This window comes from Extensimonas soli (assembly GCF_029211265.1).
Taxonomy (GTDB): Bacteria; Pseudomonadota; Gammaproteobacteria; order Burkholderiales; family Burkholderiaceae_C; genus Extensimonas; species Extensimonas soli.
Map to the genome: position 1 here is coordinate 74,610 of NZ_JARGEL010000013.1, position 22,564 is coordinate 97,173.

Annotated in this window: 30 protein-coding genes, 3 tRNA genes and 1 pseudogene; 20 read left to right on the forward strand and 14 right to left on the reverse strand. The window is 59.3% G+C overall.

All coding sequences use genetic code 11. The features are described 5' to 3' along the window. Window positions 1-17 precede the first annotated feature (17 nt). Window positions 18-248 (forward strand): hypothetical protein, encoded by a 231-nt coding sequence (locus PYV55_RS04440; RefSeq protein ID WP_275849493.1) that lies wholly within the window; start codon window positions 18-20, stop codon window positions 246-248. A 38-nt stretch (window positions 249-286) separates the two neighbouring features. Here PYV55_RS04440 and mgtA read toward each other — a convergent pair whose 3' ends face one another. The 9 genes from mgtA to PYV55_RS04485 form a co-directional block, all read right to left on the reverse strand. Then, window positions 287-2,860, reverse strand: coding sequence for a magnesium-translocating P-type ATPase (gene mgtA, locus PYV55_RS04445; protein ID WP_275849494.1), 2,574 nt, complete (start codon window positions 2,858-2,860; stop codon window positions 287-289). A gap of 89 nt (window positions 2,861-2,949) precedes the next feature. After that, window positions 2,950-3,177, reverse strand: a complete 228-nt coding sequence (locus PYV55_RS04450; RefSeq protein WP_275849495.1) for a DNA gyrase inhibitor YacG — start codon at window positions 3,175-3,177, stop codon at window positions 2,950-2,952. 4 nt (window positions 3,178-3,181) lie between these two features. After that, window positions 3,182-3,937: a cell division protein ZapD gene (gene zapD / locus PYV55_RS04455; RefSeq protein ID WP_275849496.1), complete on the reverse strand. Its 756-nt coding sequence runs from the start codon at window positions 3,935-3,937 to the stop codon at window positions 3,182-3,184. A 91-nt stretch (window positions 3,938-4,028) separates the two neighbouring features. Continuing rightward, entirely contained in the window at window positions 4,029-4,649 is a 621-nt protein-coding gene (coaE, locus tag PYV55_RS04460) for a dephospho-CoA kinase (protein WP_407066765.1), read from the reverse strand. Beyond that, window positions 4,646-5,554 carry a prepilin peptidase gene (locus PYV55_RS04465; RefSeq protein ID WP_275849498.1) on the reverse strand — a complete coding sequence of 303 codons (909 nt, stop codon included), beginning with the start codon at window positions 5,552-5,554 and terminating at the stop codon, window positions 4,646-4,648. Before PYV55_RS04465 ends, coaE begins: the two co-directional genes overlap by 4 nt. Beyond that, entirely contained in the window at window positions 5,554-6,774 is a 1,221-nt protein-coding gene (locus PYV55_RS04470; protein ID WP_275849499.1) for a type II secretion system F family protein, read from the reverse strand. Before PYV55_RS04470 ends, PYV55_RS04465 begins: the two co-directional genes overlap by 1 nt. Window positions 6,775-6,791: 17 nt before the next feature. Continuing rightward, window positions 6,792-8,543, reverse strand: coding sequence for a type IV-A pilus assembly ATPase PilB (gene pilB / locus PYV55_RS04475; protein ID WP_275849500.1), 1,752 nt, complete (start codon window positions 8,541-8,543; stop codon window positions 6,792-6,794). Between the two features lie 137 nt (window positions 8,544-8,680). Beyond that, a tRNA-Pro gene (locus PYV55_RS04480) sits at window positions 8,681-8,757 on the reverse strand. A 37-nt stretch (window positions 8,758-8,794) separates the two neighbouring features. Then, the gene (locus tag PYV55_RS04485; RefSeq protein ID WP_407066775.1) at window positions 8,795-9,724 is read right to left on the reverse strand and encodes a polyprenyl synthetase family protein; all 930 of its coding nucleotides are present in this window, start codon (window positions 9,722-9,724) and stop codon (window positions 8,795-8,797) included. A 640-nt stretch (window positions 9,725-10,364) separates the two neighbouring features. Between PYV55_RS04485 and PYV55_RS04490 the strand changes: the two genes are divergently transcribed. Beyond that, window positions 10,365-10,441: transfer RNA gene (locus PYV55_RS04490), tRNA-Pro, on the forward strand. A 718-nt stretch (window positions 10,442-11,159) separates the two neighbouring features. On the opposite strand, the gene PYV55_RS04495 is transcribed toward PYV55_RS04490, so the two are convergent. Together PYV55_RS04495 and PYV55_RS04500 are read right to left on the reverse strand one after the other, a co-directional pair. Further along, window positions 11,160-11,414: an integrase catalytic domain-containing protein gene (locus PYV55_RS04495; RefSeq protein ID WP_275849501.1), complete on the reverse strand. Its 255-nt coding sequence runs from the start codon at window positions 11,412-11,414 to the stop codon at window positions 11,160-11,162. 259 nt (window positions 11,415-11,673) lie between these two features. Then, window positions 11,674-11,928, reverse strand: coding sequence for a hypothetical protein (locus tag PYV55_RS04500; RefSeq protein WP_275849502.1), 255 nt, complete (start codon window positions 11,926-11,928; stop codon window positions 11,674-11,676). A 299-nt stretch (window positions 11,929-12,227) separates the two neighbouring features. Between PYV55_RS04500 and rplN the strand changes: the two genes are divergently transcribed. The 18 genes from rplN to PYV55_RS04590 all read left to right on the forward strand — a co-directional run bounded on the left by rplN (window position 12,228) and on the right by PYV55_RS04590 (window position 21,044). Next, complete coding sequence (gene rplN, locus PYV55_RS04505) at window positions 12,228-12,596, forward strand: 50S ribosomal protein L14 (RefSeq protein WP_144728672.1); 369 nt, start codon at window positions 12,228-12,230, stop codon at window positions 12,594-12,596. 9 nt (window positions 12,597-12,605) lie between these two features. Further along, complete coding sequence (gene rplX / locus PYV55_RS04510; protein WP_275849503.1) at window positions 12,606-12,926, forward strand: 50S ribosomal protein L24; 321 nt, start codon at window positions 12,606-12,608, stop codon at window positions 12,924-12,926. Window positions 12,927-12,935: 9 nt separating this feature from the next. After that, window positions 12,936-13,475: a 50S ribosomal protein L5 gene (gene rplE / locus PYV55_RS04515; RefSeq protein ID WP_275849504.1), complete on the forward strand. Its 540-nt coding sequence runs from the start codon at window positions 12,936-12,938 to the stop codon at window positions 13,473-13,475. Window positions 13,476-13,483: 8 nt separating this feature from the next. Then, a complete protein-coding gene (gene rpsN / locus PYV55_RS04520) occupies window positions 13,484-13,789 on the forward strand; it encodes a 30S ribosomal protein S14 (protein WP_275849505.1) in 306 nt (101 codons plus the stop codon). Window positions 13,790-13,809: 20 nt separating this feature from the next. After that, window positions 13,810-14,205, forward strand: a complete 396-nt coding sequence (gene rpsH / locus PYV55_RS04525) for a 30S ribosomal protein S8 (RefSeq protein WP_144728681.1) — start codon at window positions 13,810-13,812, stop codon at window positions 14,203-14,205. 22 nt (window positions 14,206-14,227) lie between these two features. Next, the gene (gene rplF / locus PYV55_RS04530) at window positions 14,228-14,761 is read left to right on the forward strand and encodes a 50S ribosomal protein L6 (protein ID WP_275849506.1); all 534 of its coding nucleotides are present in this window, start codon (window positions 14,228-14,230) and stop codon (window positions 14,759-14,761) included. Between the two features lie 11 nt (window positions 14,762-14,772). Next, the gene (gene rplR / locus PYV55_RS04535) at window positions 14,773-15,138 is read left to right on the forward strand and encodes a 50S ribosomal protein L18 (RefSeq protein ID WP_275849507.1); all 366 of its coding nucleotides are present in this window, start codon (window positions 14,773-14,775) and stop codon (window positions 15,136-15,138) included. Window positions 15,139-15,155: 17 nt separating this feature from the next. Beyond that, a complete protein-coding gene (gene rpsE / locus PYV55_RS04540) occupies window positions 15,156-15,674 on the forward strand; it encodes a 30S ribosomal protein S5 (protein ID WP_275849508.1) in 519 nt (172 codons plus the stop codon). A gap of 13 nt (window positions 15,675-15,687) precedes the next feature. After that, on the forward strand, window positions 15,688-15,870 hold the full coding sequence (gene rpmD / locus PYV55_RS04545) for a 50S ribosomal protein L30 (RefSeq protein ID WP_144728690.1): 183 nt from the start codon (window positions 15,688-15,690) through the stop codon (window positions 15,868-15,870). 10 nt (window positions 15,871-15,880) lie between these two features. Continuing rightward, window positions 15,881-16,312 (forward strand): 50S ribosomal protein L15, encoded by a 432-nt coding sequence (gene rplO, locus PYV55_RS04550; protein WP_275849509.1) that lies wholly within the window; start codon window positions 15,881-15,883, stop codon window positions 16,310-16,312. 35 nt (window positions 16,313-16,347) lie between these two features. Further along, complete coding sequence (gene secY / locus PYV55_RS04555) at window positions 16,348-17,658, forward strand: preprotein translocase subunit SecY (RefSeq protein WP_275849510.1); 1,311 nt, start codon at window positions 16,348-16,350, stop codon at window positions 17,656-17,658. A gap of 71 nt (window positions 17,659-17,729) precedes the next feature. Beyond that, window positions 17,730-17,843: a 50S ribosomal protein L36 gene (gene rpmJ / locus PYV55_RS04560; protein ID WP_114482899.1), complete on the forward strand. Its 114-nt coding sequence runs from the start codon at window positions 17,730-17,732 to the stop codon at window positions 17,841-17,843. Window positions 17,844-17,865: 22 nt separating this feature from the next. Then, window positions 17,866-18,231, forward strand: coding sequence for a 30S ribosomal protein S13 (rpsM, locus tag PYV55_RS04565; protein ID WP_275849511.1), 366 nt, complete (start codon window positions 17,866-17,868; stop codon window positions 18,229-18,231). A gap of 13 nt (window positions 18,232-18,244) precedes the next feature. After that, window positions 18,245-18,649 (forward strand): 30S ribosomal protein S11, encoded by a 405-nt coding sequence (rpsK, locus tag PYV55_RS04570; protein WP_144728698.1) that lies wholly within the window; start codon window positions 18,245-18,247, stop codon window positions 18,647-18,649. 89 nt (window positions 18,650-18,738) lie between these two features. After that, window positions 18,739-19,362, forward strand: coding sequence for a 30S ribosomal protein S4 (rpsD, locus tag PYV55_RS04575; RefSeq protein ID WP_275849512.1), 624 nt, complete (start codon window positions 18,739-18,741; stop codon window positions 19,360-19,362). A 109-nt stretch (window positions 19,363-19,471) separates the two neighbouring features. Continuing rightward, on the forward strand, window positions 19,472-20,467 hold the full coding sequence (locus PYV55_RS04580) for a DNA-directed RNA polymerase subunit alpha (RefSeq protein WP_275849513.1): 996 nt from the start codon (window positions 19,472-19,474) through the stop codon (window positions 20,465-20,467). A gap of 88 nt (window positions 20,468-20,555) precedes the next feature. Further along, window positions 20,556-20,945: a 50S ribosomal protein L17 gene (rplQ, locus tag PYV55_RS04585; RefSeq protein WP_275849514.1), complete on the forward strand. Its 390-nt coding sequence runs from the start codon at window positions 20,556-20,558 to the stop codon at window positions 20,943-20,945. Between the two features lie 22 nt (window positions 20,946-20,967). Further along, a tRNA-Met gene (locus PYV55_RS04590) sits at window positions 20,968-21,044 on the forward strand. An 18-nt stretch (window positions 21,045-21,062) separates the two neighbouring features. On the opposite strand, the pseudogene PYV55_RS04595 reads toward PYV55_RS04590, so the two are convergent. The 3 genes and pseudogenes from PYV55_RS04595 to PYV55_RS04605 form a co-directional block, all read right to left on the reverse strand. Next, window positions 21,063-21,248 (reverse strand): annotated as a pseudogene (locus PYV55_RS04595) (MarC family protein); the annotation flags it as partial. A gap of 301 nt (window positions 21,249-21,549) precedes the next feature. Beyond that, window positions 21,550-21,924: a hypothetical protein gene (locus PYV55_RS04600; protein WP_275849515.1), complete on the reverse strand. Its 375-nt coding sequence runs from the start codon at window positions 21,922-21,924 to the stop codon at window positions 21,550-21,552. Window positions 21,925-21,990: 66 nt separating this feature from the next. Further along, window positions 21,991-22,446, reverse strand: coding sequence for a TraR/DksA family transcriptional regulator (locus PYV55_RS04605; protein ID WP_275849516.1), 456 nt, complete (start codon window positions 22,444-22,446; stop codon window positions 21,991-21,993). Window positions 22,447-22,564: the final 118 nt, after the last annotated feature.

The window sequence follows — 22,564 nt, forward strand, 5'->3', positions numbered from 1 at the left end:
TGGCAAAAGGACTTTCCATGGGCAAAGATCAACCCGCGACACCCCCAGCCAACGCGCCAGCGACGGGTGACAAAAGAACAGCCACGGATAGACGCCAGCAGGAGCAAGGCCCACCCACGCGCCACGAGCGGCGGCGCAGCATCGAAAGGCGCCAGCCCGAGGTCGAGGAGTTGCACCTTTCGGCAGAAGACCTGGAAGCGCTGGGCTTCACGCCCCCAAAGTCTGCGGGTGAATATAAGAAACGATAGCTATAAGCGCTTGATATACCTTGGGAAAAGCGCTTTTTTTATCCAAATTTCCCGGTCAAGGCAAAGCCCTTGAGCCATTGCGCGCACAGCAGATAGACAAGCACCAGCAGCGCCATTCCGCCGAGCATGTCCCAGCCCGGCTGCACGAAGCCGAACCAGCCGGCGAGCGGCGTGAACGGCAGCACCAGGGCCACGGCGAGCGCCGCCAGGGACGAGGCCGTGAGCGCGGGGTGCGGCCTGTCCTGCCAGGGCAGGGCGCGCGTGCGGATGATGAAGATCACCAGAATCTGCGTGGCCATGGATTCCATGAACCAGAGCGTGTGAAAGGCCTCGGGCGTCGCGCGGTACAGCCACAGCAGGCCCGCGAACGTCGCCAGGTCGAACAGTGAAGACAGCGGCCCCATGATGCCCGCGAAGCGCAGCAGGCCGTGCATGTCCCACACCTGCGGGCGCGCCAGGGCTTCGGGGCGCACGGTGTCGAAGGGGATGCCGACCTCGGAAAAGTCGTACAGCAGGTTGTTGAGCAGCACCTGCGTGGGCAGCATGGGCAAGAAGGGCAGCAGCAGCGAGGCTGCGGCCATGGACAGCATGTTGCCGAAATTGGAGCTTGCCCCCATGCGCACGTACTTGAGGATGTTGACGAAGGTGCGCCGCCCTTCCTCGACGCCGTCGGCCACGACTTCGAGGTCCGAGGCCAGCAGGATCATGTCCGCTGCGGCCTGCGCCACGCCGCTCGCGCCCTCGACCGACAGGCCGACGTCGGCCACCTTGAGCGCGGGTGCGTCGTTGATGCCGTCGCCCAGAAAGCCCGTGACCGTGCCGCGGGCCTGCAGCGCATGCACGATGCGCGCCTTCTGGTCGGGCGTGAGGCGGCCATAGACGTCCACCGCCTGCACCTGCACCGCGAGCGCCTCGTTGCCGAGCTGCGCGATGTCGGCGCCTGTGAGCACCTGCTCGGCCTGCAACCCCATCTGCTGCGCCAGCCGCTGCACCACGACGGGGTCGTCGCCCGAAAGAATCTTGAGCCGCACCCCGGCCGCGGCAAGCCGCGCGATCGCCGCGGGCGCGCTCGGCTTGGGCGGATCGGCAAAGGCGCACAAGCCCTCGAAGACGAGCCCCGACGCCTCGAGTTCCTGCGGCACCGCGTCCTGCAGCGCCCAGCGCCGCGAGGCCACGGCGAGCACGCGCAGGCCTTGCTGCGCGAGCTGGCGCAGGCGCGCGGCGTCCTGCGCGCGCTCGGCTTCGCCCTGCGGCAGCAGCTGGTCGCCCGCGCGCCGCTGCGTGCACAGCGGCAGCACGGCCTCGGGCGCGCCTTTGACGATCAGCAGACGCTCTATTTGTGATAGCTCCCCATGCTCTTCGTTATTCGCGTTGCGTGCCGGTTGGCATTCAGCCAGCACGCTCCCCAGGCGCCGGCTGAAGTCGAACGCCTGGCGGCGCAGCAGCGTCCAGCCCTGCGCTGCCTCGGGGTGCGCGGCCTGCAGCGCCGCGTCGAGCGCGCCGCGGTCGCCGCCCAGATCGGCCGCGATGGCGGCGAGCTGCGCAGCGCGCGGGTCGGGGTTGCCGTCTGCGCCCAGGCTGCGGTCGAGCGCGATCTCGGCGCGCGTCAGCGTGCCGGTCTTGTCGGTGCACAGCACCGTCATCGCGCCCAGGTCGTGGATGCTCGCGAGGCGCTTGACGATGACCTTGCGCGCCGCCATGCGCAGCGCCCCGCGCGAGAGCGTCACGGTGGTGATCATGGGCAGCAATTCGGGCGTGAGCCCCACGGCCAGCGCCACGGCAAACAGCAACGACTCGAGCACCGGCCGGCCGAACAGCATGTGCGCGGTGAGCACCAGCAGCACGAGCGCGAGCGTCAGGCGTGCCGTCATGAGGCCGAAGGCGTGCATGTCGCGCTCGAACGGTGAGGGCTGCTGCGCCTCGCTGAGCACCAGCGCGGCAGCGCCGAACACCGTATTGCGCCCCGTGCCCACGACCAGCGCCAGCGCCTCGCCCGTCTGCGCCACGGCGCCGCGAAAGAGCGCGTTGCGCGCCTCGGCCGGGCTGGTGGCATTGACCACGCCGGGGTGCTTTTCGACGGGGTAGGGCTCGCCCGTGAGCGCGGCTTCGCCTGCGGTGAAGGCGTCGGATTGCAGCACCAGCGCGTCGGCGGGGATGATGTCGCCCGCGCGCACGCGGATCACGTCGCCGGGCACGATGTCCTGCACCGGCACCTGGCGAAAAACGCCGTCGCGCAGCACTTCGGCACGCAGCGCCACGGACTGGCGCAGCATCTCGGCGGCGCGCGTCGCGCGGCCTTCCTGCAGCGTGTCCAGGCCGATCGAGAGGCCCAAAATGGCCACGATGATGCCGCCGCCCACGTTGTCGCCCGTAGCGGCCGAGATGGCGCCCGCGCCCAGCAGGATCAGCGACAGCGGCTCCAAAAGGCGCCGCCCCATGGCGCGCAGCAAGCCACGGCTGGGCGGCGCTGCGTCGCTGTTGGGCCCGTAGCGCGCAAGCCGCGCCTGCGCCTCGCTCGCGCTGAGCCCTGCAGCACTGCACTGCAACTGGGCATAAAGCGCCTCGGGCGCTTGTTGCCAAAAAGGCAAGGTGTGCACGGGCGCGGGGCTCATGGGTCAGACAGAGGGTCGGGCCAGAGGTCTGAAAATACTACATAAAAAATAGCTGCTTATGCTTTATATATAAGCACTTGCAGCCATTTTCATGCTTTATCGAGGCGCGGGTCGCCATGCGGGGCATCGTCGGGCGGCGCCTCGGTGGGCACGCGAAAAGACTCGCTGGCCCAGGCGCCCAGGTCGATCTGCTTGCAGCGCTCGCAGCAAAACGGCCGATAAGGGTTGCTGGGGCCGTAGATGCTGTCGCCGCCGCAGGCCGGGCAGATGACGTGCCGCTCGGGCGCGGGTGGCTGCAGCGCGGGAGTGTGGGGCATGGCGTCACGCGCACAAGGCGATTTCGAATGCGGCATCCTCGCCGCTGGCGAGCAAGCGACCGTCGGCCTGCTGGCGCAAAAGCCGCACCGAAACGAGCAGGCGGTTGCCGCTGATCTCGGGAATCAGACCGAGTGCTGGGTCTATGCGCAGGCGCAAAAGCTGGAAGGTGCGGCCCTGCGGCAGGTTCTGCTGAAACTGGCCTCCGACGACCGCAACCTTTTGCGGTATGCCGGCATTGCGCAGCAATTTGAGCAGCAGATACACGGTTTCGGCGAGCGGCGCCAGCGTTCCCGCCCAGTGCTGCAAGTCCTGCTGGCGCGCCTCGGGGCTCTGGTGTTGCCAGGCGTAGTAGGCGGGCAAGTCGAAGCTGCAGGTGCCACCGGGGATGCCGATGCGGTTGCGTATGCCCATGAGCCACTCGTTTTCGGTCAGGCTTTGGCCGATCTTGCCGGGCTCTGCGTTGAGCGCGGCATGGCAGTGGTCGAGCTGCTCCAGCACGGCGTCGAGTGCCTGCTCCGAGATCGAAGGGTTGCCGCGGTAGCTCTCGAGCTGCTGCTTGTGCTTCTCGATGTCTTTGAACAGGTCGGCCTTGAGGTCGGAGCGCGCGGCCACGTCCATGAGCTCGAACAGGGTGGCGAGCGCGAAGTGGTGGTCCAGCGCCTGCGCGCGCGGGATCAGCTCGCCCAGCCGCAGCAGCAGTTGCTCCAGCCGCAGATAAGTGCGCACGCGCTCGTTGAAGGGGTACTCGTACAGGATCACGCTGAGGGCTTCCTCGGGGCTCGGGGTGTCGCGGCCGTTGCCGGTGGCTGCGCAAAAGCAGGCAGCACACCGTCATCGGCGCCGTGCGGGATCATAGCCCCAAGCATTGCAGCGTTTGCGCCACCTGCTGCTGCAAGTCGGCCAAACTTACACCGTCGTCGTTGTAGATCACCACGTCGGCCGCGCCGCGGCGCGCCGCGCGCGTTGCCTGTGCGGCGATGATGGCCTCCACGGCGGCGCGCTCCAGGCCGTTGCGCGCCATCACGCGCTGGACCTGCGTTTCGACCTTGCAGTCCACCACCAGCACGGCGTCGAGCCGGCGTTCCCAGTGGCCGGATTCCACGAGCAGGGGCACGTCAAACAAGACCAAGGCGCTGCCTTGCGCGATGGCCTCGCGTGTGCGCCGCTCGTTTTCCTGCGCGACACAGGGGTGCACGATGGCTTCGAGCCGGACGCGCGCCGTCGGGTCGGAAAAGGCGAGGCGGCGCATGCGCTCGCGGTCCATGGCACCGTCGGGCGCGACATATTCAGACCCAAAGGCCTCGGCGATCGCCGCCATGGCCGCGCCGCCAGGCCCCGTCACGGCGCGTGCGATCTGGTCGGCATCGATCAAGGCGGCGCCGTGCGCAAGGAACATCTGCGCGACCGTGCTCTTGCCGCTGCCTATGCCACCCGTCACACCGAGGCGCAAGGTTTTTTGCATGTGTTTCATCCCAGCAGCGTCCAGACAGCCTGCAAGATGGCGCCAGGCCCGAACACCATGGCGACTATGCCCGCACCGGCCAAAAAGGGCCCAAAAGGCACGTAGCCGCCCGGGCGCAGCGTGTGGAATACTTTCATGGCGATGCCCACCAGCGCGCCGATCACCGAAGCGAGCAGGATGATGGGCACCAGAGCCTGCCAGCCAAACCAGGCACCCAAGGCAGCAAACAACTTGAAGTCGCCAAAGCCCATACCCTCCTTGCCCGTGGCGAGCTTGAAGCCCCAATACACCAGCCACAGCGACAAATATCCTGCCGCCGCGCCGACCACGGCCTGGGTGAGCGGCACGCCGATCCAGCCCAGCACAGAAGCCAGCAAGCCCGCCCACAGCAAAGGCTGGGTGATGTCGTCGGGCAGCAGCGTGGTGTCCCAGTCTATGCAGGCCAGCGCGAGCAAGGCCGCCGCAAAGCCGCACCAGCAAAGTCCCGCAGGCGTCCAACCCCAGCGGGCGATGCACCAGGCAAAGAGGCCAGCGGTCGCCAGTTCAACGAGCGGATAGCGCCAGCCTATGCGCGCACCGCAGGCTGAACAGCGCCCGCGCAGATACACAAAGCTCAGCACGGGGATGTTTTCCCACCAGCGCACGCCATGCCCGCACGCGGGGCAGCGTGAGCGTGGCGTCCAGAGGTTGAAGGTTTGCGCGGGCGCAGCCGGCGCCATCGTCGCGGCATGCGCCGTGGGCTTTGCGGCATCGGATTGCTGCTGTGCGGCAAACTCGGCGCATTCCGCCGCCCACTGCCGTTCCATCATCTTGGGCAGGCGGTAGATGACAACGTTGAGAAAACTGCCGAGCAGCAGACCCAAAACACCTGCCAGCGCGACTTGCACCGCCGGCGGCCAAAGCTCCAGGCCCATCAAACGACCTGTCCGAGCTTGAAGATGGGCAGGTACATCGACACCACGATGCCGCCGATGATGACCCCCAGAAACACGATGATGATGGGCTCCATCAGGCTCGAGAGGCCCGCCACCATGTCATCGACCTCGGCTTCGTAAAAATCAGCGGCCTTGCCCAGCATGTGGTCTATGGAGCCGGATTCTTCGCCAATCGCGCACATTTGCAGCACCATCGAGGGAAAAATATTGGCATCGGTCATGGCGGCAGTCAGGCTGGTGCCTACGGAAACCTCCTGCTGAATTTTCTTGGTTGCTATTTCGTAAACCGAATTCCCTGCGGCACCACCCACGGAGTCCAGTGCCTCGACCAAGGGCACGCCAGCGGCGAACATGGTCGATAGGGTGCGCGTCCAGCGGGCGACGCAGGACTTGTCGACGAGCGGACCAAAAATCGGCAAACGCAGCATCAGGCGATCCATGAACATCTGCATTTTTTCATTGCGTCGCCAGGCCTGCATGAAAAAATAAATGCCGCCCCCAATAACACCGAAAATCAGCCACCACCAGCGCACGAAAGTGTCACTCATGCTAATGACGAACAGCGTGGGTGCAGGGAGGTCGGCGCCGAAAGAGGTAAAAACTTCCTTGAATGCCGGAATCACGAAAATCATGATGATCGTGACCACCACGAAGGCCACGATGATCACCGACACCGGGTACATCAGGGCCGATTTGATCTTGGACTTGATGGCCTCGGTTTTCTCCATGTAGGTTGCAAGCCGATCGAGCAACGAATCCAGAATACCCGCAGCCTCACCGGCCTCCACCAAGTTGCAATACAGGCTGTCGAAATACATGGGATATTTGCGAAAAGCACTGCTCAAGGCCGTGCCCGTTTCCACGTCCATGCGGATATCGTTGAGCAGTTTGCCCACACTGGGGTTGGTGTTGCCGCGCCCGACGATATCGAAGGCTTGCAGCAGCGGCACGCCCGCCTTCATCATCGTGGCCAACTGGCGCGTGAACAGAGCAATGTCCTTGGGCTTGATTTTTCTGCCCGTGAGCATGCGGCGTTTTTTGATTTTCGTGGGCAGCACGCCCTGACGGCGCAGGGAGGCTTGCACCTGGTTTTCACCGACGGCGCGTGTTTCCCCACGGACTATCTTGCCGTTGCGGTCTTTGCCTTCCCACTCAAAGACGAAGTCTTTGACGTCTCTTTTCGATACTGCGGTCGCCATGCTGCTTCCTCGTATGTTTAATCGTTGGTGACGGCCAGCACTTCCTCGAGCGAGGTCAGGCCCATTTTGACCTTGTGCAGGCCGGATTCGCGCAATGAACGCACACCTTCCAGGCGGGATTGTTCGGCAATTTCCAGTGCACTTCCATCACGCAAAATGATGCGCTGAATTTCTTCCGAAATGGGCATCACCTGGTAAATGCCGACGCGGCCCTTGTAGCCGTTGTTGCAGGCAGAACAACCTACGGCATGATAGGGCATCCAGGAGCCATCGAGTTCGTGTTCCTGGAAGCCGGCATCCAGCAGCGCCTCCATGGGAATGTCGGCGGGCTGCTTGCAGCTCGGGCAAAGTCTGCGGGCCAGGCGCTGTGCCGTGATCAGGATGACGCTGGAAGCAATATTGAAAGGCGCTACCCCCATGTTGCGCAGGCGCGTCAGGGTCGTTGGCGCGTCGTTGGTGTGCAGCGTGGAAAGCACGAGGTGCCCGGTCTGCGCCGCTTTGACGGCAATGTCCGCCGTTTCCAGGTCGCGGATTTCGCCCACCATGATGATGTCGGGATCCTGGCGCAAAAACGCCCGCAGGGCGACGGCAAAGGTCAGCCCGGCCTTTTCGTTCACGTTGACCTGATTCACGCCGGGCAGGTTGATTTCAGAGGGGTCTTCGGCCGTGGCAATGTTGACCCCGGGCTTGTTCAGGAGGTTCAAACAGGTATAGAGCGAAACCGTCTTCCCGGAGCCCGTGGGACCGGTGACGAGAATCATGCCGTAGGGGCGGTTGATTGCCTGCAGCAGGCGTTCTTTTTCTTCTTGTTCGTAACCCAAGGCTTCTATGCCCATCTTTGCCGAGCTCGGGTCGAGAATACGGATGACGATCTTTTCGCCGAACAAAGTGGGCAGCGTGCTGACACGAAAATCGATGACCCGATCCGGCCCGATTTTCAGCTTCATCCGACCATCCTGGGGCACCCTTTTTTCCGAAATATCCAGGCGGGAAATCACCTTGATGCGCGAAGCCAGCTTGTCCTTGATGGCAATCGGGGGCGAGGCAATCTCACGCAACTCCCCATCGATACGAAAGCGCACGCGGTATTGATGCTCGTAGGGTTCGAAGTGCAGGTCGGACGCGCGCATGTGGAAGGCATCAAGCAGCATCTTGTGCAAGAACTTGACAATGGGCGCATCTTCAACGTCAGAGTTTGCAGCGGCCGCACTTTCATCCGGGGTTTCCGGAGCGACTTCTTCCAGGCCGAAGTCAAAATCGAAGTCCGCCCCATCAGGAATCGAATAATCCGTGGAGCCACTCGACGCTTTGGCACTGGCATCTAGAAAGCGATTGAGCTTGTCATACTCCGCAATGACCCAGTCCACGCCCAATTGGGTCGTGAATTTGATTTTTTCGCTGGCCTCCTGATCCGTCGGGTCTGCGGTGGCGACGATGAGGCGACTTCCACGCTTTGCAAGTGGAACGACACGGTAGGTGCTGCATATTTTCGGATCCAGCAAGCCTTTGGGTAGCCGAATCGGATCAATGGCGCTGATGTCCAGCAAGGGCGTGCCAAAAACATGCGAAACGGTATGGGCCAGATCCGTGGCTGAAACTGCGCCCGAACCGGTCAGCTCAGCAATGAAACTGGTGCGACCCGATTGCGACTTTTTGTAAATCTCTTCCGCTGTTTTTTGGGAGAGCTTTTCTGCAGCAATCAATGCCCGCACCAGCCCTGGCAGAGCGATGGAAGATGCTTCTTTTTGCAGAGGATCAACGGCAGCCATGTAAGCAGCGGTGTGTTAGGTATGGAAAGGATTCCATCCTATCATCATGGGCCACGCTTGAATGTAAGCCGCGTGAAACAAATCCCCGAAGGGGATCGTGGAACGGATGTTCCGTGGCGCGGACAAGAAAGGAACTCTGGTCGGGGTGAGAGGATTCGAACCTCCGGCCTCTACGTCCCGAACGTAGCGCTCTACCAGGCTAAGCTACACCCCGCTATGCCTCTCGAAAATGTGGCGGGATAAATGTCTCATCAGGCGCGCCGCTCGAGAAGCTGAGCCGCCAATTGTAGCAAACCTGAGGTGTAGGGATTTTCCGGCAGTTGCGCCAGCGTAGCGATGGCGCGCCTGGCTTCAGCGTGAGCAGCGTCGCGCGCCACGTGCAAGGCGCCAGTGCTGCGCACGATATGTACGATGTCGTCCAACCGGTCGGTGGAGCCTTGCTCGATGGCGTGGCGCACCAGAGCGGCCTGCTCTGGCGCGCCACGCTGCATGGCGGCAATCAGCGGCAGCGTGGATTTTCCTTCGCGCAGATCGTCGCCGAGGTTTTTTCCCATTTCCGTCGCGTCGCCGTCATAGTCCAGCACGTCGTCGATGATCTGGAATGCGGTGCCCAGCGCCTGCCCATAGGTTGCGCAGGCTTGTTCGACGGCGCTGGGGCTTTGGGCCAGGATGGCTCCCAGGCGTGCGCTGGCCTCGAACAGCTTGGCGGTCTTGGAGCGAATGACCTGCAGATAACCGGCTTCGTCGAGTGAGGCGTCGTGCATGTTCATGAGTTGCAGAACCTCGCCTTCGGCGATGATGTTGGTTGCCTCGGCCAAGACTTCCAGAATGTGCATGTTCCCGGTTTCCACCATCATCTGGAACGATCGGGTGTGTAGAAAATCTCCTACCAGAACGCTCGCAGGATTGCCGAACACCTCGTTGGCGGTGGCGCGGCCTCGGCGCAAGGTGGAGGCATCCACCACGTCATCATGCAGTAGCGTGGCCGTGTGGATGAGTTCTACCACGGCCGCGAGGTTGAAGCGGTGTTGCCCACGGTACCCTAGCGCGCCGCAGACGAGCAGCAAGAGCGCAGGACGCAGGCGCTTGCCACCGGCGGCAATGATGTAGTGCGCAATTTGTGCCACCAAGGGCACGCTAGAGGTGAGACGCCTTGCAATCACCCGGTCCACTTCATGCATGTCTTCGGCAATGAGTGCGAGCGGGGAGGGCAGAGCGGAAATGATGGGAGAGGTCAAGATGGTGGCCGCAACAAATAGCGGCAGATTATAAAAAGCCGGTCGGAGATGGCGGCATGGCTGAACTGGCCCCCATCCAGTGGACGCCACGAATCGCGCTGAGCGTTAGCGTTACCCACCGACGGCCGGTTCGGTCGCTTGCGACGAACCGGGAGCCGGCCGTCGGTGGGTAACGCGGCGCTCTTTGGCGGCGATGCCTTGCCCCGGAGGGTGGGACTGGACCTGCCAGCGCCGTTCAAACTCTGCCGGGCAGAGGTTGCCCAGCGCAGAATGACACGGCGCTCGGTATTGGAGTCACCGATGTCAACGCAAAGTAGAAATGTCCCCTTTTGGAGGAAGAGGTGACCTGACCAGAGTGCCTTGCACACATGGTTGGAAGCCCGGCCATGCCGCACTTCCAACCATGTTTCAGCATATGGCCCCCTGCGCAGCGTCAAGGGTGCGCTGCGCCAGACTTCGTCTGCCCTTGACCCTGCTCCGTGTTCCAGGGGACATTTGTATTTGGCGTAGAAAGGGGACATTTCTACTTTGCGTTGACAAGGTGTGAGAAGGCGCCCAGTTTGGTATACAATGGAGATCTTCTCGGCGTGTAGCGCAGCCTGGTAGCGCACTTGCATGGGGTGCAAGGGGTCGCGAGTTCGAATCCCGCCACGCCGACCAATAAAATCAAGGGCTTACGTGAGATATTGCGTAAGCCCTTTTTCTTTTCTCGCGCGAAACGCGGCTTTGGTTGCCATTTCAACACCAATTGGCGCTTACTTGGTTGCCATTCCCCACGGCGGCCAGGCCTTTCCCCACAAAAAACCGGCGCAAGGCCGGTCTGCAGCGCACGTAGCTGGATAGCGCCTTGCTCATAGTAGGGGTTCGAGTAGGGGTTTGGCACAGGCTCAAGCACACCCCACTCGCCGATGGGCGGGGCTGACCAGTTGCCGAAAACGACTGAACTCAGGCCGGAGCCCTTGACGCCGTCGGAAGGGATGCTGTTCGTTGCCAGCAGCTTGAAGCCCAGCGCAGAAAAACCGGAATCTCCTCCCGGTGTTGCGCCAAGCGCGGCGCTTGCGGGCGCGTAGGACTCGCTTTCCGGCGATCCGAAGCCCCGCCCAAAGTACTGCCCCGTGGTCGCCTCCAGGCGGGCCAGAGCGCCAACAACAGCCGGATTCGTGGTGACCCCAAGTGCGCCATCATCTGCGTTTGCGGCAACAACAGTTTGATGGAGCTGGATCAGGTGGTCGAAGCTGATTGCAGCGCCGTTGCGGGCGGTGGGCACGCCTGCGCTGTCCGCGGGGCGCGCCCGCGCACCGTCCACGTGTCCAGCAGCCCTGCCGGGCCCTCCCCATGCGTTGGCGCCCTCTGTGCGCGGCCCCCCGCCGTTCTTGGTTTAGACCAACGCGTTGTCGTTGCTGCTGCGCGGGCGGCTGCGCGTGAACTCGATGTGCAGCTTCTGCAGCAGCTGCGCCATGCGATGATTGACGTACTCGCTGCCGTTGTCCGAGTGAAAGCCCAGAATCTCGAAGGGAAACTGCGCCATCATCTGCTCGATCACCCACAGCAGGTGCACCTCGCAGATGGTTTGCACTCTGGTCACCACCTGCCACTGTGTGACACAGTCCACCGCGGTGATGTGGTACAGCACCCTTGGTGCCGTCCTGGCCGTCCTGGCCGTCCTGGTGCGCGCTGTCAATGCGAATGAAGACCGCGCGCCCCTGGGGCGCGGGCGCGCGGCGCACGCCTATGGAAGGGGCTTTGACCCCATAGAGTTTGGTGATTGTGACGCGTCGCGTGCGGTGGCCGGCTCCGAGAGGGTATCCATGGTCCGGTCTACTTGCGCCAGCAGCGCTGTGTCAGCGCTGCTGTAGCGGCGCGCAAAGGCGTGTTCGAGGGACGGTAGTTTTTTACCCAGGGCTGGCGGACTTCCGGCGCGCAATCAGTCTGGTGACTTGGGCGCGGCTGTAGCCGCTGAAGCGCTGCACATACGCCAGCACTGCACCTCGGTTGTTGCGCCCAAGGCGTCGGTAGGCAAGGCGCTGCAGCACTTGTGCGATCCAGGCGTAGCGTTCTTCGGGCTGCCGGGCGTTCAGCAGTAGCGCCTGGGTGCCTTCGAGTACTTGGCGCACCTGTTCGAGGGTGCGCACTTGCGTTTCGTTCATGTCGGTCGCCATGGTGTGATGATCGACCCGTTTGGCCGGAGGGCTGCCTGTCAGCCGCTTGCGCTGCTCTTTCCGAACCTGTCTTCAGGCTCATTCCTCGTTGGATAAGACTGCTTGTTGACAGCCATTTTTTTTGTGCCATAATACGAGGCTTCGCGTTGTTAGGCGCGAGTTTCTTGCCCAACAGGAAGTGCTGCAAGTGGTTTGCGGTACGGACGGCGGGCCCAAGACTGACTGGTTGACTTGCAGCTCCGGGTTCGGGGTTGTGAGGTGTGCTGGTACAAGTTGGGAATATTGCAATGATCCAAACAGAATCTCGGTTAGAGGTTGCCGACAACACCGGCGCCAAGTCCGTTCTTTGCATCAAGGTGCTGGGCGGGTCTAAGCGTCGCTATGCAAGTGTCGGTGACATCATCAAAGTGAGTGTCAAGGAGGCTGCTCCGCGTGGTCGCGTCAAAAAAGGCGAGATCTACAACGCGGTGGTGGTGCGCACGGCCAAAGGTATCCGTCGCGGCGATGGCTCTCTTGTGAAATTCGACGGCAACGCTGCGGTGTTGCTCAATAGCAAGCTGGAGCCAATTGGCACGCGCATCTTCGGGCCTGTTACGCGCGAGTTGCGTACCGAGCGCTTCATGAAGATCGTCTCCTTGGCTCCTGAAGTTCTTTGAGGTTGCGCCATGAACAAAATTCGCAAAGGCGATGAAGTCATCGTGTTGACGGGGCGGGATAAAGGCAAGCGTGGCACCGTGGCGTTGCGCAAAGATGAATTCCACCTCGTTGTCGATGGCATCAATGTGGTGAAGAAGCACGTCAAGCCGAATCCCCTGAAGGGTGACGCTGGCGGGATCGTGGAGAAGTCGATGCCTATCCATCAATCCAATGTGGCCATTTTTAATCCGGTCACAGGCAAGGCAGATCGCGTTGGCATCAAGGTGCAGGCCGATGGGGTGCGCGTTCGCGTGTACAAGTCCAGCGGTGCGGAAATCAAGGCGGCCTAAGGAAAAAAAATGGCACGACTCCAGCAAATTTACCGCGAACAAATCGCTCCCGAATTGATGAAGCAATTCGGGTATACCTCGCCCATGGAGGTTCCTCGACTGCTCAAAATCACGCTCAACATGGGCGTGGGTGAGGCTGTGGCCGATAAAAAGGTCATGGACAACGCCGTGGCTGACTTGACCAAAATTGCCGGGCAAAAACCCATAGTGACCAAGGCCAGAAAGGCCATTGCCGGGTTCAAAATCCGCGAAGGCCAGCCCATAGGTTGTATGGTGACGCTGCGCGGCGTCCAGATGTATGAGTTTCTCGATCGTTTCGTGACGGTTGCATTGCCGCGTGTGCGCGACTTCCGTGGTATATCCGGACGCGCTTTTGATGGACGTGGGAATTACAACGTCGGCGTCAAAGAGCAGATCATTTTCCCTGAGATCGAATACGACAAGGTCGATGCCTTGCGCGGCCTCAATATCAGCATCACCACGACGGCCAAAACCGACGCAGAAGCCAAGGCGCTGCTCTCAGGTTTCCGTTTTCCCTTCAAAAACTGAGGTGGCGCATGGCTAAAGTAGCTTTGATTCAGCGCGAGCAAAAGCGCGCAAAATTGGCGGCCAAGTACGCAGGCAAATATGCGGAACTGAAGGCCATTGCCGGCGACGCCAAGCGCAGCGACGAAGAGCGCGAAGTGGCGCGTCTCGCTCTGCAAAAGTTGCCGCGCAACGCAAATCCGACGCGTCAGCGCAATCGCTGCGAAATCACGGGCCGTCCGCGTGGCACTTTCCGTCAATTCGGGTTGGGCCGTGCAAAGATCCGCGAAATGGCTTTTGCGGGTGAAATTCCTGGCATCACCAAGGCCAGCTGGTAAGCAGGCAGGAGAGATTCAACATGAGCATGAGTGATCCTATCGCTGACTTGCTGACCCGCATTCGCAATGCCCAAATGGTCTCCAAGGCCACGGTGAAGGTGCCTGCCTCCAAGGTGAAGGTGGCCATCGCCCAGGTGCTGAAGGATGAGGGGTATATCGACGGCTTCCAGGTGAAGTCCGAAGCTGGCAAGTCTGAACTTGAAATTGCCCTGAAATACTACGCCGGTCGTCCTGTGATTGAGCGTATTGAGCGTGTTAGCCGTCCTGGCCTTCGCGTCTACAAGGGGCGTGATGCCATTCCGCAGGTCATGAATGGTTTGGGTGTCGCCATCGTCACCACTCCCAAGGGCGTGATGACCGATCGCAAGGCGCGTGCTGTCGGTGTCGGCGGCGAAGTGCTTTGCTATGTGGCTTAACGTGGCATTGAGGAGAAACTGAATGTCCCGCGTAGGAAAATTGCCTGTGGTCATCCCCGCAGGCGTGGATGTGTCCATTAAAGAAGACCAAATCAGCGTGAAAGGCGCCGGCGGCACCTTGTCGCTGGGGCAAAACATCTTGGTCAAGGTGCTCCACAATAATGACAAACTAAACTTCGAGCCGGCCAATGAATCCCGCGAGGCCAATGCCATGAGCGGAACTTTGCGTCAGTTGGTCAACAACATGGTGGTTGGCGTCAGCAAGGGCTTTGAGAAGAAGCTGAGTCTCGTTGGTGTGGGTTATAAAGCGCAAGCCAGCGGTTCAAAGCTGAACCTGAGTGTGGGTTTTTCGCATCCTGTGGATATTGAAATGCCCGCAGGGATTACCGTGGCCACGCCCTCTCCAACGGAAGTCGTCATCAAAGGCGCAGACCGCCAACGAGTAGGTCAAATAGCCGCTGAGATTCGTGCCGTTCGTCCTCCCGAGCCTTACAAAGGCAAGGGTATTCGCTATGCGGACGAAAAGATCACGATCAAAGAGACCAAGAAGAAATAAGGAGCTGCACCATGCTGAACAAAAAAGAGCAGCGTCTTCGTCGTGCACGCCAGACCCGTATTCGTATTGCCCAGCAAGGGGTTGCGCGCCTGACCGTGAATCGCACGAATCTTCATATTTACGCCAGTGTCATCTCCGGCGACGGCAGCAAAGTGCTCGCCAGTGCCTCTACCCTGGAAGCCGAAGTGCGCCAGTCGCTCGGTGGGGCGGGAAAAGGTGGCAATGCAGCCGCGGCCCAATTGATTGGCAAGCGAATTGCCGAAAAGGCTAAAGCTGCGGGGATAGAGAGGGTGGCATTTGATCGTTCAGGTTTTGCCTACCACGGTCGCGTCAAGGCTCTGGCCGAGGCGGCGCGCGAAGCTGGTCTGCAGTTCTAAGCGAAGCGAGATACAAAATGGCAAAATTTCAACCCAAGGTACAAGACGAAGGTCGTGACGACGGTTTGCGCGAGAAAATGATCGCGGTGAACCGCGTGACCAAAGTCGTTAAGGGCGGCCGTATTCTCGGTTTCGCAGCCCTGACGGTGGTCGGCGATGGAGATGGTCGCGTGGGCATGGGCAAAGGGAAGTCGAAAGAAGTCCCCGCTGCAGTGCAAAAAGCCATGGAAGAAGCGCGTCGCAATATGGTGAAGGTGTCGCTGAAAAACGGCACCATTCACCACAACGTGATGGGTGTTCATGGCGCTGCTGTTGTGATGATGATGCCCGCACCCAAAGGCACGGGCATTATCGCTGGTGGCCCCATGCGCGCCGTGTTTGAGGTGATGGGCATTACCGACATCGTTGCCAAAAGCCACGGGTCGTCCAATCCGTACAACATGGTACGCGCCACTTTCGATGCGCTGAATAAGTCCACCACACCGGCGGAAGTAGCCGCCAAACGTGGCAAGGCCGTGGAAGACATCTTTGCCTGAACAGGAGTCTGCTATGACAACCCAACAAACCGTCAAGGTTCAATTGGTGCGCAGCCCGATTGGAACCAAAGAATCGCATCGCGCCACGGTACGTGGCCTGGGCCTGCGCAAGCTCAACAGTGTTCGTGAACTGAAGGATACCCCTGAAGTGCGCGGCATGATTAACAAGATCAGTTACCTGGTCAAAGTCCTCTGAGAGATAGATCATGCAACTCAATAGCATCAAGCCTGCAGATGGTGCCAAACATGCCAAGCGCCGCGTTGGCCGTGGTATTGGCTCTGGACTCGGGAAAACTGCGGGGCGTGGCCACAAGGGCCAAAAATCGCGCGCTGGCGGCTACCACAAGGTGGGCTTCGAGGGCGGGCAGATGCCGCTGCAGCGTCGTTTGCCCAAGCGTGGCTTCAAGTCGCAGCAGTTGAGATTCAATGCAGAGGTGACTCTGACGGATCTGGAGCAACTAGGTCTGGGCGAAGTTGATTTGCTGGCGCTCAAGCAGGCCGGGCTGGTTGGTGAAATGATCAAGGCGGTCAAGGTAATCCAGACCGGAAACATCACGAAAGCGGTCAAACTCAATGGCGTTCGGGCTTCGGCTGGCGCCAAGGCGGCTATCGAGGCTGTCGGCGGTTCCGTCGCGTGAAGTGATCTTCTGCCCTAAGCTGAAAGAAGGCACCTGTGGCTACTAATGCTGCTTCGCTTGCGAAAAGTGGTAAGTTCGGTGATTTGCGCCGCCGCTTGGTATTTTTGTTGCTGGCGCTGGTGGTTTATCGCATCGGGGCACATATTCCCGTGCCCGGGATTGACCCAGTGCAGCTGCAGAAATTGTTCAGCGGGCAGCAGGGCGGGATTTTGAACTTGTTCAACATGTTCTCGGGTGGAGCGTTGTCGCGCTTTACGGTCTTTGCACTTGGGATAATGCCGTATATTTCGGCGTCTATCATCATGCAATTGATGACTTACGTCGTACCCACTTTCGAGCAGTTGAAAAAGGAAGGAGAGGCCGGGCGCCGCAAGATCACGCAATATACGCGGTATGGTGCTTTGGCTCTGGCCTTGTTTCAATCAATGGGAATCGCAGTCGCCTTGGAAAGCTCTCCTGGTTTGGTATTGAGTCCTGGCTTTGCTTTTCGCATGACCGCCGTTGTGAGTCTGTCCGCCGGGACGATGTTTTTGATGTGGCTCGGTGAACAGATCACGGAACGCGGTTTGGGCAACGGGATTTCCATCTTGATTTTTGGCGGTATTGCCGCAGGCCTCCCGGGTTCCATAGGTGGTTTGCTCGAGTTGGTGCGTACTGGCGCTATGAGCATACTGTCGGCCATATTCATTGTGCTGGTGGTAGGTGTGGTCACTTACTTCGTCGTGTTCATTGAGCGTGGCCAGCGTAAGATTCTCGTGAACTATGCGCGGCGTCAGGTGGGAAACAAAGTGTACGGCGGGCAGTCATCGCATTTGCCGTTGAAGCTGAATATGGCTGGCGTGATCCCGCCAATATTCGCTTCGTCCATCATTTTGCTTCCTGCTACGATCATGAACTGGTTTGGTGCCGGCGATTCGATGCGCTGGTTGCGCGATATGGCGGGCACCTTGACGCCTGGACAGCCGATTTATACATTGTTGTACGCGGCGGCCATTATTTTCTTTTGCTTTTTCTACACGGCCTTGGTTTTCAATAGTCGTGAAACTGCGGATAATTTGAAGAAAAGTGGCGCATTCATCCCGGGTATTCGCCCGGGCGAGCAAACGGCAAGATATATTGACAAGATTCTGGTGCGATTGACGCTTGCGGGTGCCGCTTACATCACCTTTGTGTGTCTGTTGCCAGAATTCTTGATTATCAAATACAACGTCCCTTTTTATTTCGGGGGCACATCATTGCTGATCATCGTGGTTGTGACGATGGACTTCATGGCGCAAGTGCAGAACTATCTCATGTCGCAGCAATATGAGTCCCTGCTCAAGAAGGCTAGTTTCAAAGCCCAATGAGGTTTTTTCGGATTCCATCGTACTCGACATGCAGTGTCAGGGGATGGGTGGACAAGTTTTAGGAGAGTGAAATGAAAGTTTCGGCTTCGGTCAAAAAAATCTGCCGCAACTGCAAGATCATCCGCCGCAAAGGGGTGGTGCGTGTGATCTGCACTGACCTGCGTCATAAGCAGCGTCAAGGTTGATAAAGAGTAATAGAGGACGCACATGGCACGTATCGCTGGTATCAATATTCCTCCGCATAAACATGCTGAGGTCGGACTGACGGCTATCTATGGAATTGGCCGTACGCGCGCACGTCAGATTTGCGACGCTTGCGGAATTGCTTATTCCAAAAAGATCAAAGAACTCACGGACGCAGATCTCGAAAAAATTCGGGATCAAATTGCACAATACACTCTTGAAGGTGATTTGCGTCGTGAAACCACGATGAACATCAAGCGCCTGATGGACATTGGCTGCTATCGCGGCTTCCGGCATCGCCGTGGTTTGCCTGTACGGGGGCAGCGGACACGTACCAATGCGCGTACCCGCAAGGGTCCGCGCAAGGGCGCAGCGGCATTGAAGAAGTAATTGAAAGACTTGTATGGCCAAATCTCCTTCCAATAGCGCAGCTCAGCGAGTACGCAAGAAGGTTCGCAAGAACGTTTCAGATGGCATTGCACATGTGCATGCTTCATTCAATAACACCATCATCACGATCACGGACCGTCAGGGCAATGCGTTGTCTTGGGCATCGTCCGGTGGCCAAGGCTTCAAGGGCTCTCGCAAGTCCACGCCTTTTGCTGCGCAGGTTGCCTCCGAGGTTGCGGGGCGTGCGGCCATAGAGCAGGGGATCAAGAATCTCGATGTGGAGATCAAGGGCCCCGGGCCGGGCCGTGAGTCTTCGGTGCGTGCATTGGGTGCGTTGGGGATTCGAATCACGTCTATCTCTGACGTGACCCCTGTCCCGCACAATGGATGCCGCCCCCAAAAGCGCCGTCGTATCTGACTCTTTCAAGACCACCGCCGCCTGTGTACGTTTTGCGACGCAGGTGGCTCCCGCATTGACTTGCGGCAGATGAAATAAAGGAAATTCAAGTGGCACGTTATCTCGGCCCCAAGGCCAAACTCTCACGCCGTGAAGGCACGGATTTGTTTCTCAAGAGCGCACGCCGCTCTATTGCAGACAAAGCGAAGTTCGACTCCAAGCCGGGGCAGCATGGACGCACCTCCGGCGCGCGCACGTCCGACTATGGCCTGCAGCTGCGTGAGAAGCAGAAAGTCAAGCGCATGTATGGTGTGCTCGAGAAGCAATTCCGTCGTTATTTCGAAGCCGCGGAAAGTCGCAAGGGGAATACCGGCGCGAACCTGCTTTTCTTGCTTGAGTCGCGTCTCGACAACGTGGTTTATCGGATGGGGTTTGGCTCTACGCGTGCCGAGGCGCGTCAGTTGGTGTCGCACAAGGCCATCACGGTGAATGGCCAGTCGGTGAATATTCCTTCGTACCTGGTCAAGCCCGGCGACGTGGTTGCCGTGCGCGAAAAATCCAAGAAACAAAACCGTGTGATCGAAGCCTTGCAGTTGGCAGCACAGGTGGGGATGCCTGGATGGGTCGAGGTGAATGCCGATAAGGCCGAGGGCGTATTCAAGAAAACTCCGGATCGTGATGAATTCGGTGCTGACATCAACGAATCCTTGATCGTCGAGCTTTATTCGCGTTGATGAAGCGACGGTTCAGTTCATAAACCTTTCGCACCGCGCTATATCGTGGTGCGGGGGCGTTATCAGCCTTACCGGTGTAACGAGCTGGGGGCATTGAGAGGAAGTTTGCATGCAAACCAATTTGCTGAAACCCAAGACGATTGCCGTGGAGCAATTGGGAAATAACCGTGCCCGTGTGGTGCTCGAGCCTTTCGAGCGGGGCTATGGCCATACGCTGGGCAATGCTTTGCGACGCGTTTTGTTGTCGTCGATGGTGGGGTATGCAGCGACTGAAGTGACCATTGCAGGAGTGCTTCACGAATATTCTTCGATCGACGGTGTTCAGGAAGATGTGGTGAATCTCTTGCTGAATCTCAAGGGTGTGGTGTTTAAGCTGCACAATCGCGACGAAGTAACTCTGAGCTTGCGCAAAGAGGGTGAGGGTGCGGTGACGGCGGGTGATATCCAAACGCCGCACGATGTGGAAATAATCAATCCAGGCCATACGATTGCGCATTTGTCACAGGGTGGCAAATTGGACATGCAGATCAAGATCGAGAAGGGGCGTGGATACGTGCCTGGTACGGTGCGCCGCTATGGCGATGAGCCGAGCAAGGCGATTGGCCGGATTGTTCTGGATGCCTCGTTTTCGCCCGTCAAGCGCGTGAGTTACACGGTGGAAAGCGCTCGCGTTGAGCAGCGCACGGACTTGGACAAGTTGGTGCTCGAAATCGAGACCAATGGCGTGATCGCCGCTGAGGATGCTGTGCGCACGTCGGCGAAGATATTGGTCGAACAGCTGGCTGTTTTTGCCCAACTGGAAGGTGGTGAAGTCCCTACTTTTGGTGCCGCCGGTGGCGAGGCCCGCGGGGCTGCTGCGTTCGATCCGATTCTGCTGCGCCCTGTGGACGAATTGGAACTCACTGTTCGCTCCGCCAACTGCCTCAAGGCGGAAAATATCTACTACATCGGTGACCTGATTCAGCGCACTGAGAACGAACTGCTCAAGACCCCCAACCTCGGTCGCAAGTCGCTCAATGAGATTAAGGAAGTTCTTGCGTCCCGTGGCTTGACCTTGGGAATGAGGCTGGAGAACTGGCCTCCCGCAGGTCTTGAGAAACGGTAATTTTTTTCCCTTTATTCAAGGGAAGAGTGCCTCAGGCAGTACCTGATCCGGCTGCCTGATTAAATAATTGATCTAGAAGGAAAGCACTATGCGCCACGGACATGGACTCCGCAAACTCAATCGCACCAGCTCGCACCGTCTTGCGATGCTGCAGAACATGATGAACTCGCTCATTGAGCATGAGGCCATCAAAACCACGCTGCCCAAAGCCAAGGAGTTGCGCCGCGTGATCGAACCCATGATCACTTTGGCCAAGGAAGATAGCGTTGCCAATCGGCGCCTGGCTTTCAATCGCCTGCGCAATCGTGACAGCGTCACCAAGCTGTTCAACGACTTGGGGCCGCGCTTCAAGGCGCGTCCCGGTGGCTATACGCGCATTCTGAAAATGGGCTTTCGCGTCGGTGACAATGCGCCTATGGCCTACGTGGAGCTCGTGGATCGCGCTGAGGAAGAAATTTCTTCCCAATCTGCCGAATAATGGTGTATAATCTTTAGCTTGCCGCGCGATGGAGCAGTCTGGTAGCTCGTTGGGCTCATAACCCAAAGGTCGGAGGTTCAAATCCTTCTCGCGCAACCAAAATTGGAAAAGCCCGGTTCATGCCGGGCTTTTTTGCGTGCAGGTGCTGCAAAGGCGGCTACATCTGGTGCATGAGTCGCTGCAGCCCCGGATAAGCATTTCTACCGCGATCGCGACCAGAATCAAGCCCCTCAGCCGCTCAAAGGCGGCCACCACGAGGTCGCCAAGCCAGCGCTGTATGCTTTCGACGGGCACAAGTACCAGTGGTAGTGTTCGACGCTATCTGCGACATCAAACCGCGTCTTTTCGGCCCGGGCTGCGTTGCAAATCCTCGCGATACCACCCGGTATCGCTGCGGTTTTCGCCTTGCCCAGACCAAAAATCCATCGGTTTATTTGTCGCATCAAGCATCAAACACTACACTAGCACCCAGCAGGGCTTTCGAATCGCCGGCTACCACTGCTCGGCAAATGAAAACACGGGTTTACGCGCCGCCCCAGGCGCTGTCTGCTCCTGGCGGCTTACGGTGTGTCAAGCAGATTTGGGCCCTACGGTGCTCGGCCATTCATACCTGAGAGGGGTCTGCTGCCAGCCGGTCGTACTTTTTGAAATATTGTTTTGCCAAAGCCACCAGTTGTGCATCGGTAGGATGGTCTGTGGAAATGGAATCCACGACGAGGGCTGCGGTCTTGGGGCGATGTGCTTGGCACCATTCCCGAAACTGATTGCGCGCCAGACCCGGTCCGGTGAGCAGTACCTCATGGCTGCCCTCGAGTGCCTTGGCGATGTCGTCGAAAAATGGGGCGGTATCGCCGGCCTTGTTCTGTGGTTTATGGTGGCTGCGCGATTTGACGCGCTGTGCTTCGAGATGTTCGCGGTCGAACATCAGCACATGGGCTTCAGAGTGGTCCAGCCAGACGACGGAGTGAAATGTAGCCATGGAGTTTCCTTTTTTCAGTTTGAGAATGTGTGTGTTTTTGGTGAGATCTTTGCGCCGCAACAACTGTCAGGCGCGTGGGTGATGCTTTTCGAAGGTCTCCTGGCACGCGATGCAGCGCAGGGCCTCAGGAGCCGCCTGCAGGCGTGCGAGCGGAATGTCTATGCCGCAATCCATGCAAAGGCCGTAAGTGCCGGAGGCCAAGCGCTCGAGCGCAGCGGCAATGTCGGCAAGGCGCGCGACTTCATGTTCGTCCCATGAGAGTTCGTCTGCTTTCTCGGAAGCGACCTCGGACTGGGGATCTTCGAGTTGCGCGAAGTGTTCTGCGGTGGCTTCGGCGCGACTGACGAAACCTCCGCGTTGAAGGGCGATGCTGTCCAACAATTCGGACTGCATTTGCAGTAATTTTTCCCTGAAAGGGGCGGCTTGGGTGCTGTCCATGGGGGCTCCTGAAAAAGAACATGCAATGTAATTCTGACAACTATCTTGCGCTTTCTGTCTTCGTTTGCTGTTGACCAAAGTCAAGGATTGGACTCCTGGAGGAGTCCTTGCGTTTTGCAGAACGGCTTGCCCTGCTTCTGATGGCGTTTGGAGGGCAGAGCCGCTGGTTAGAATGATCTCTCGTCAAGTCCAGACCATTTGG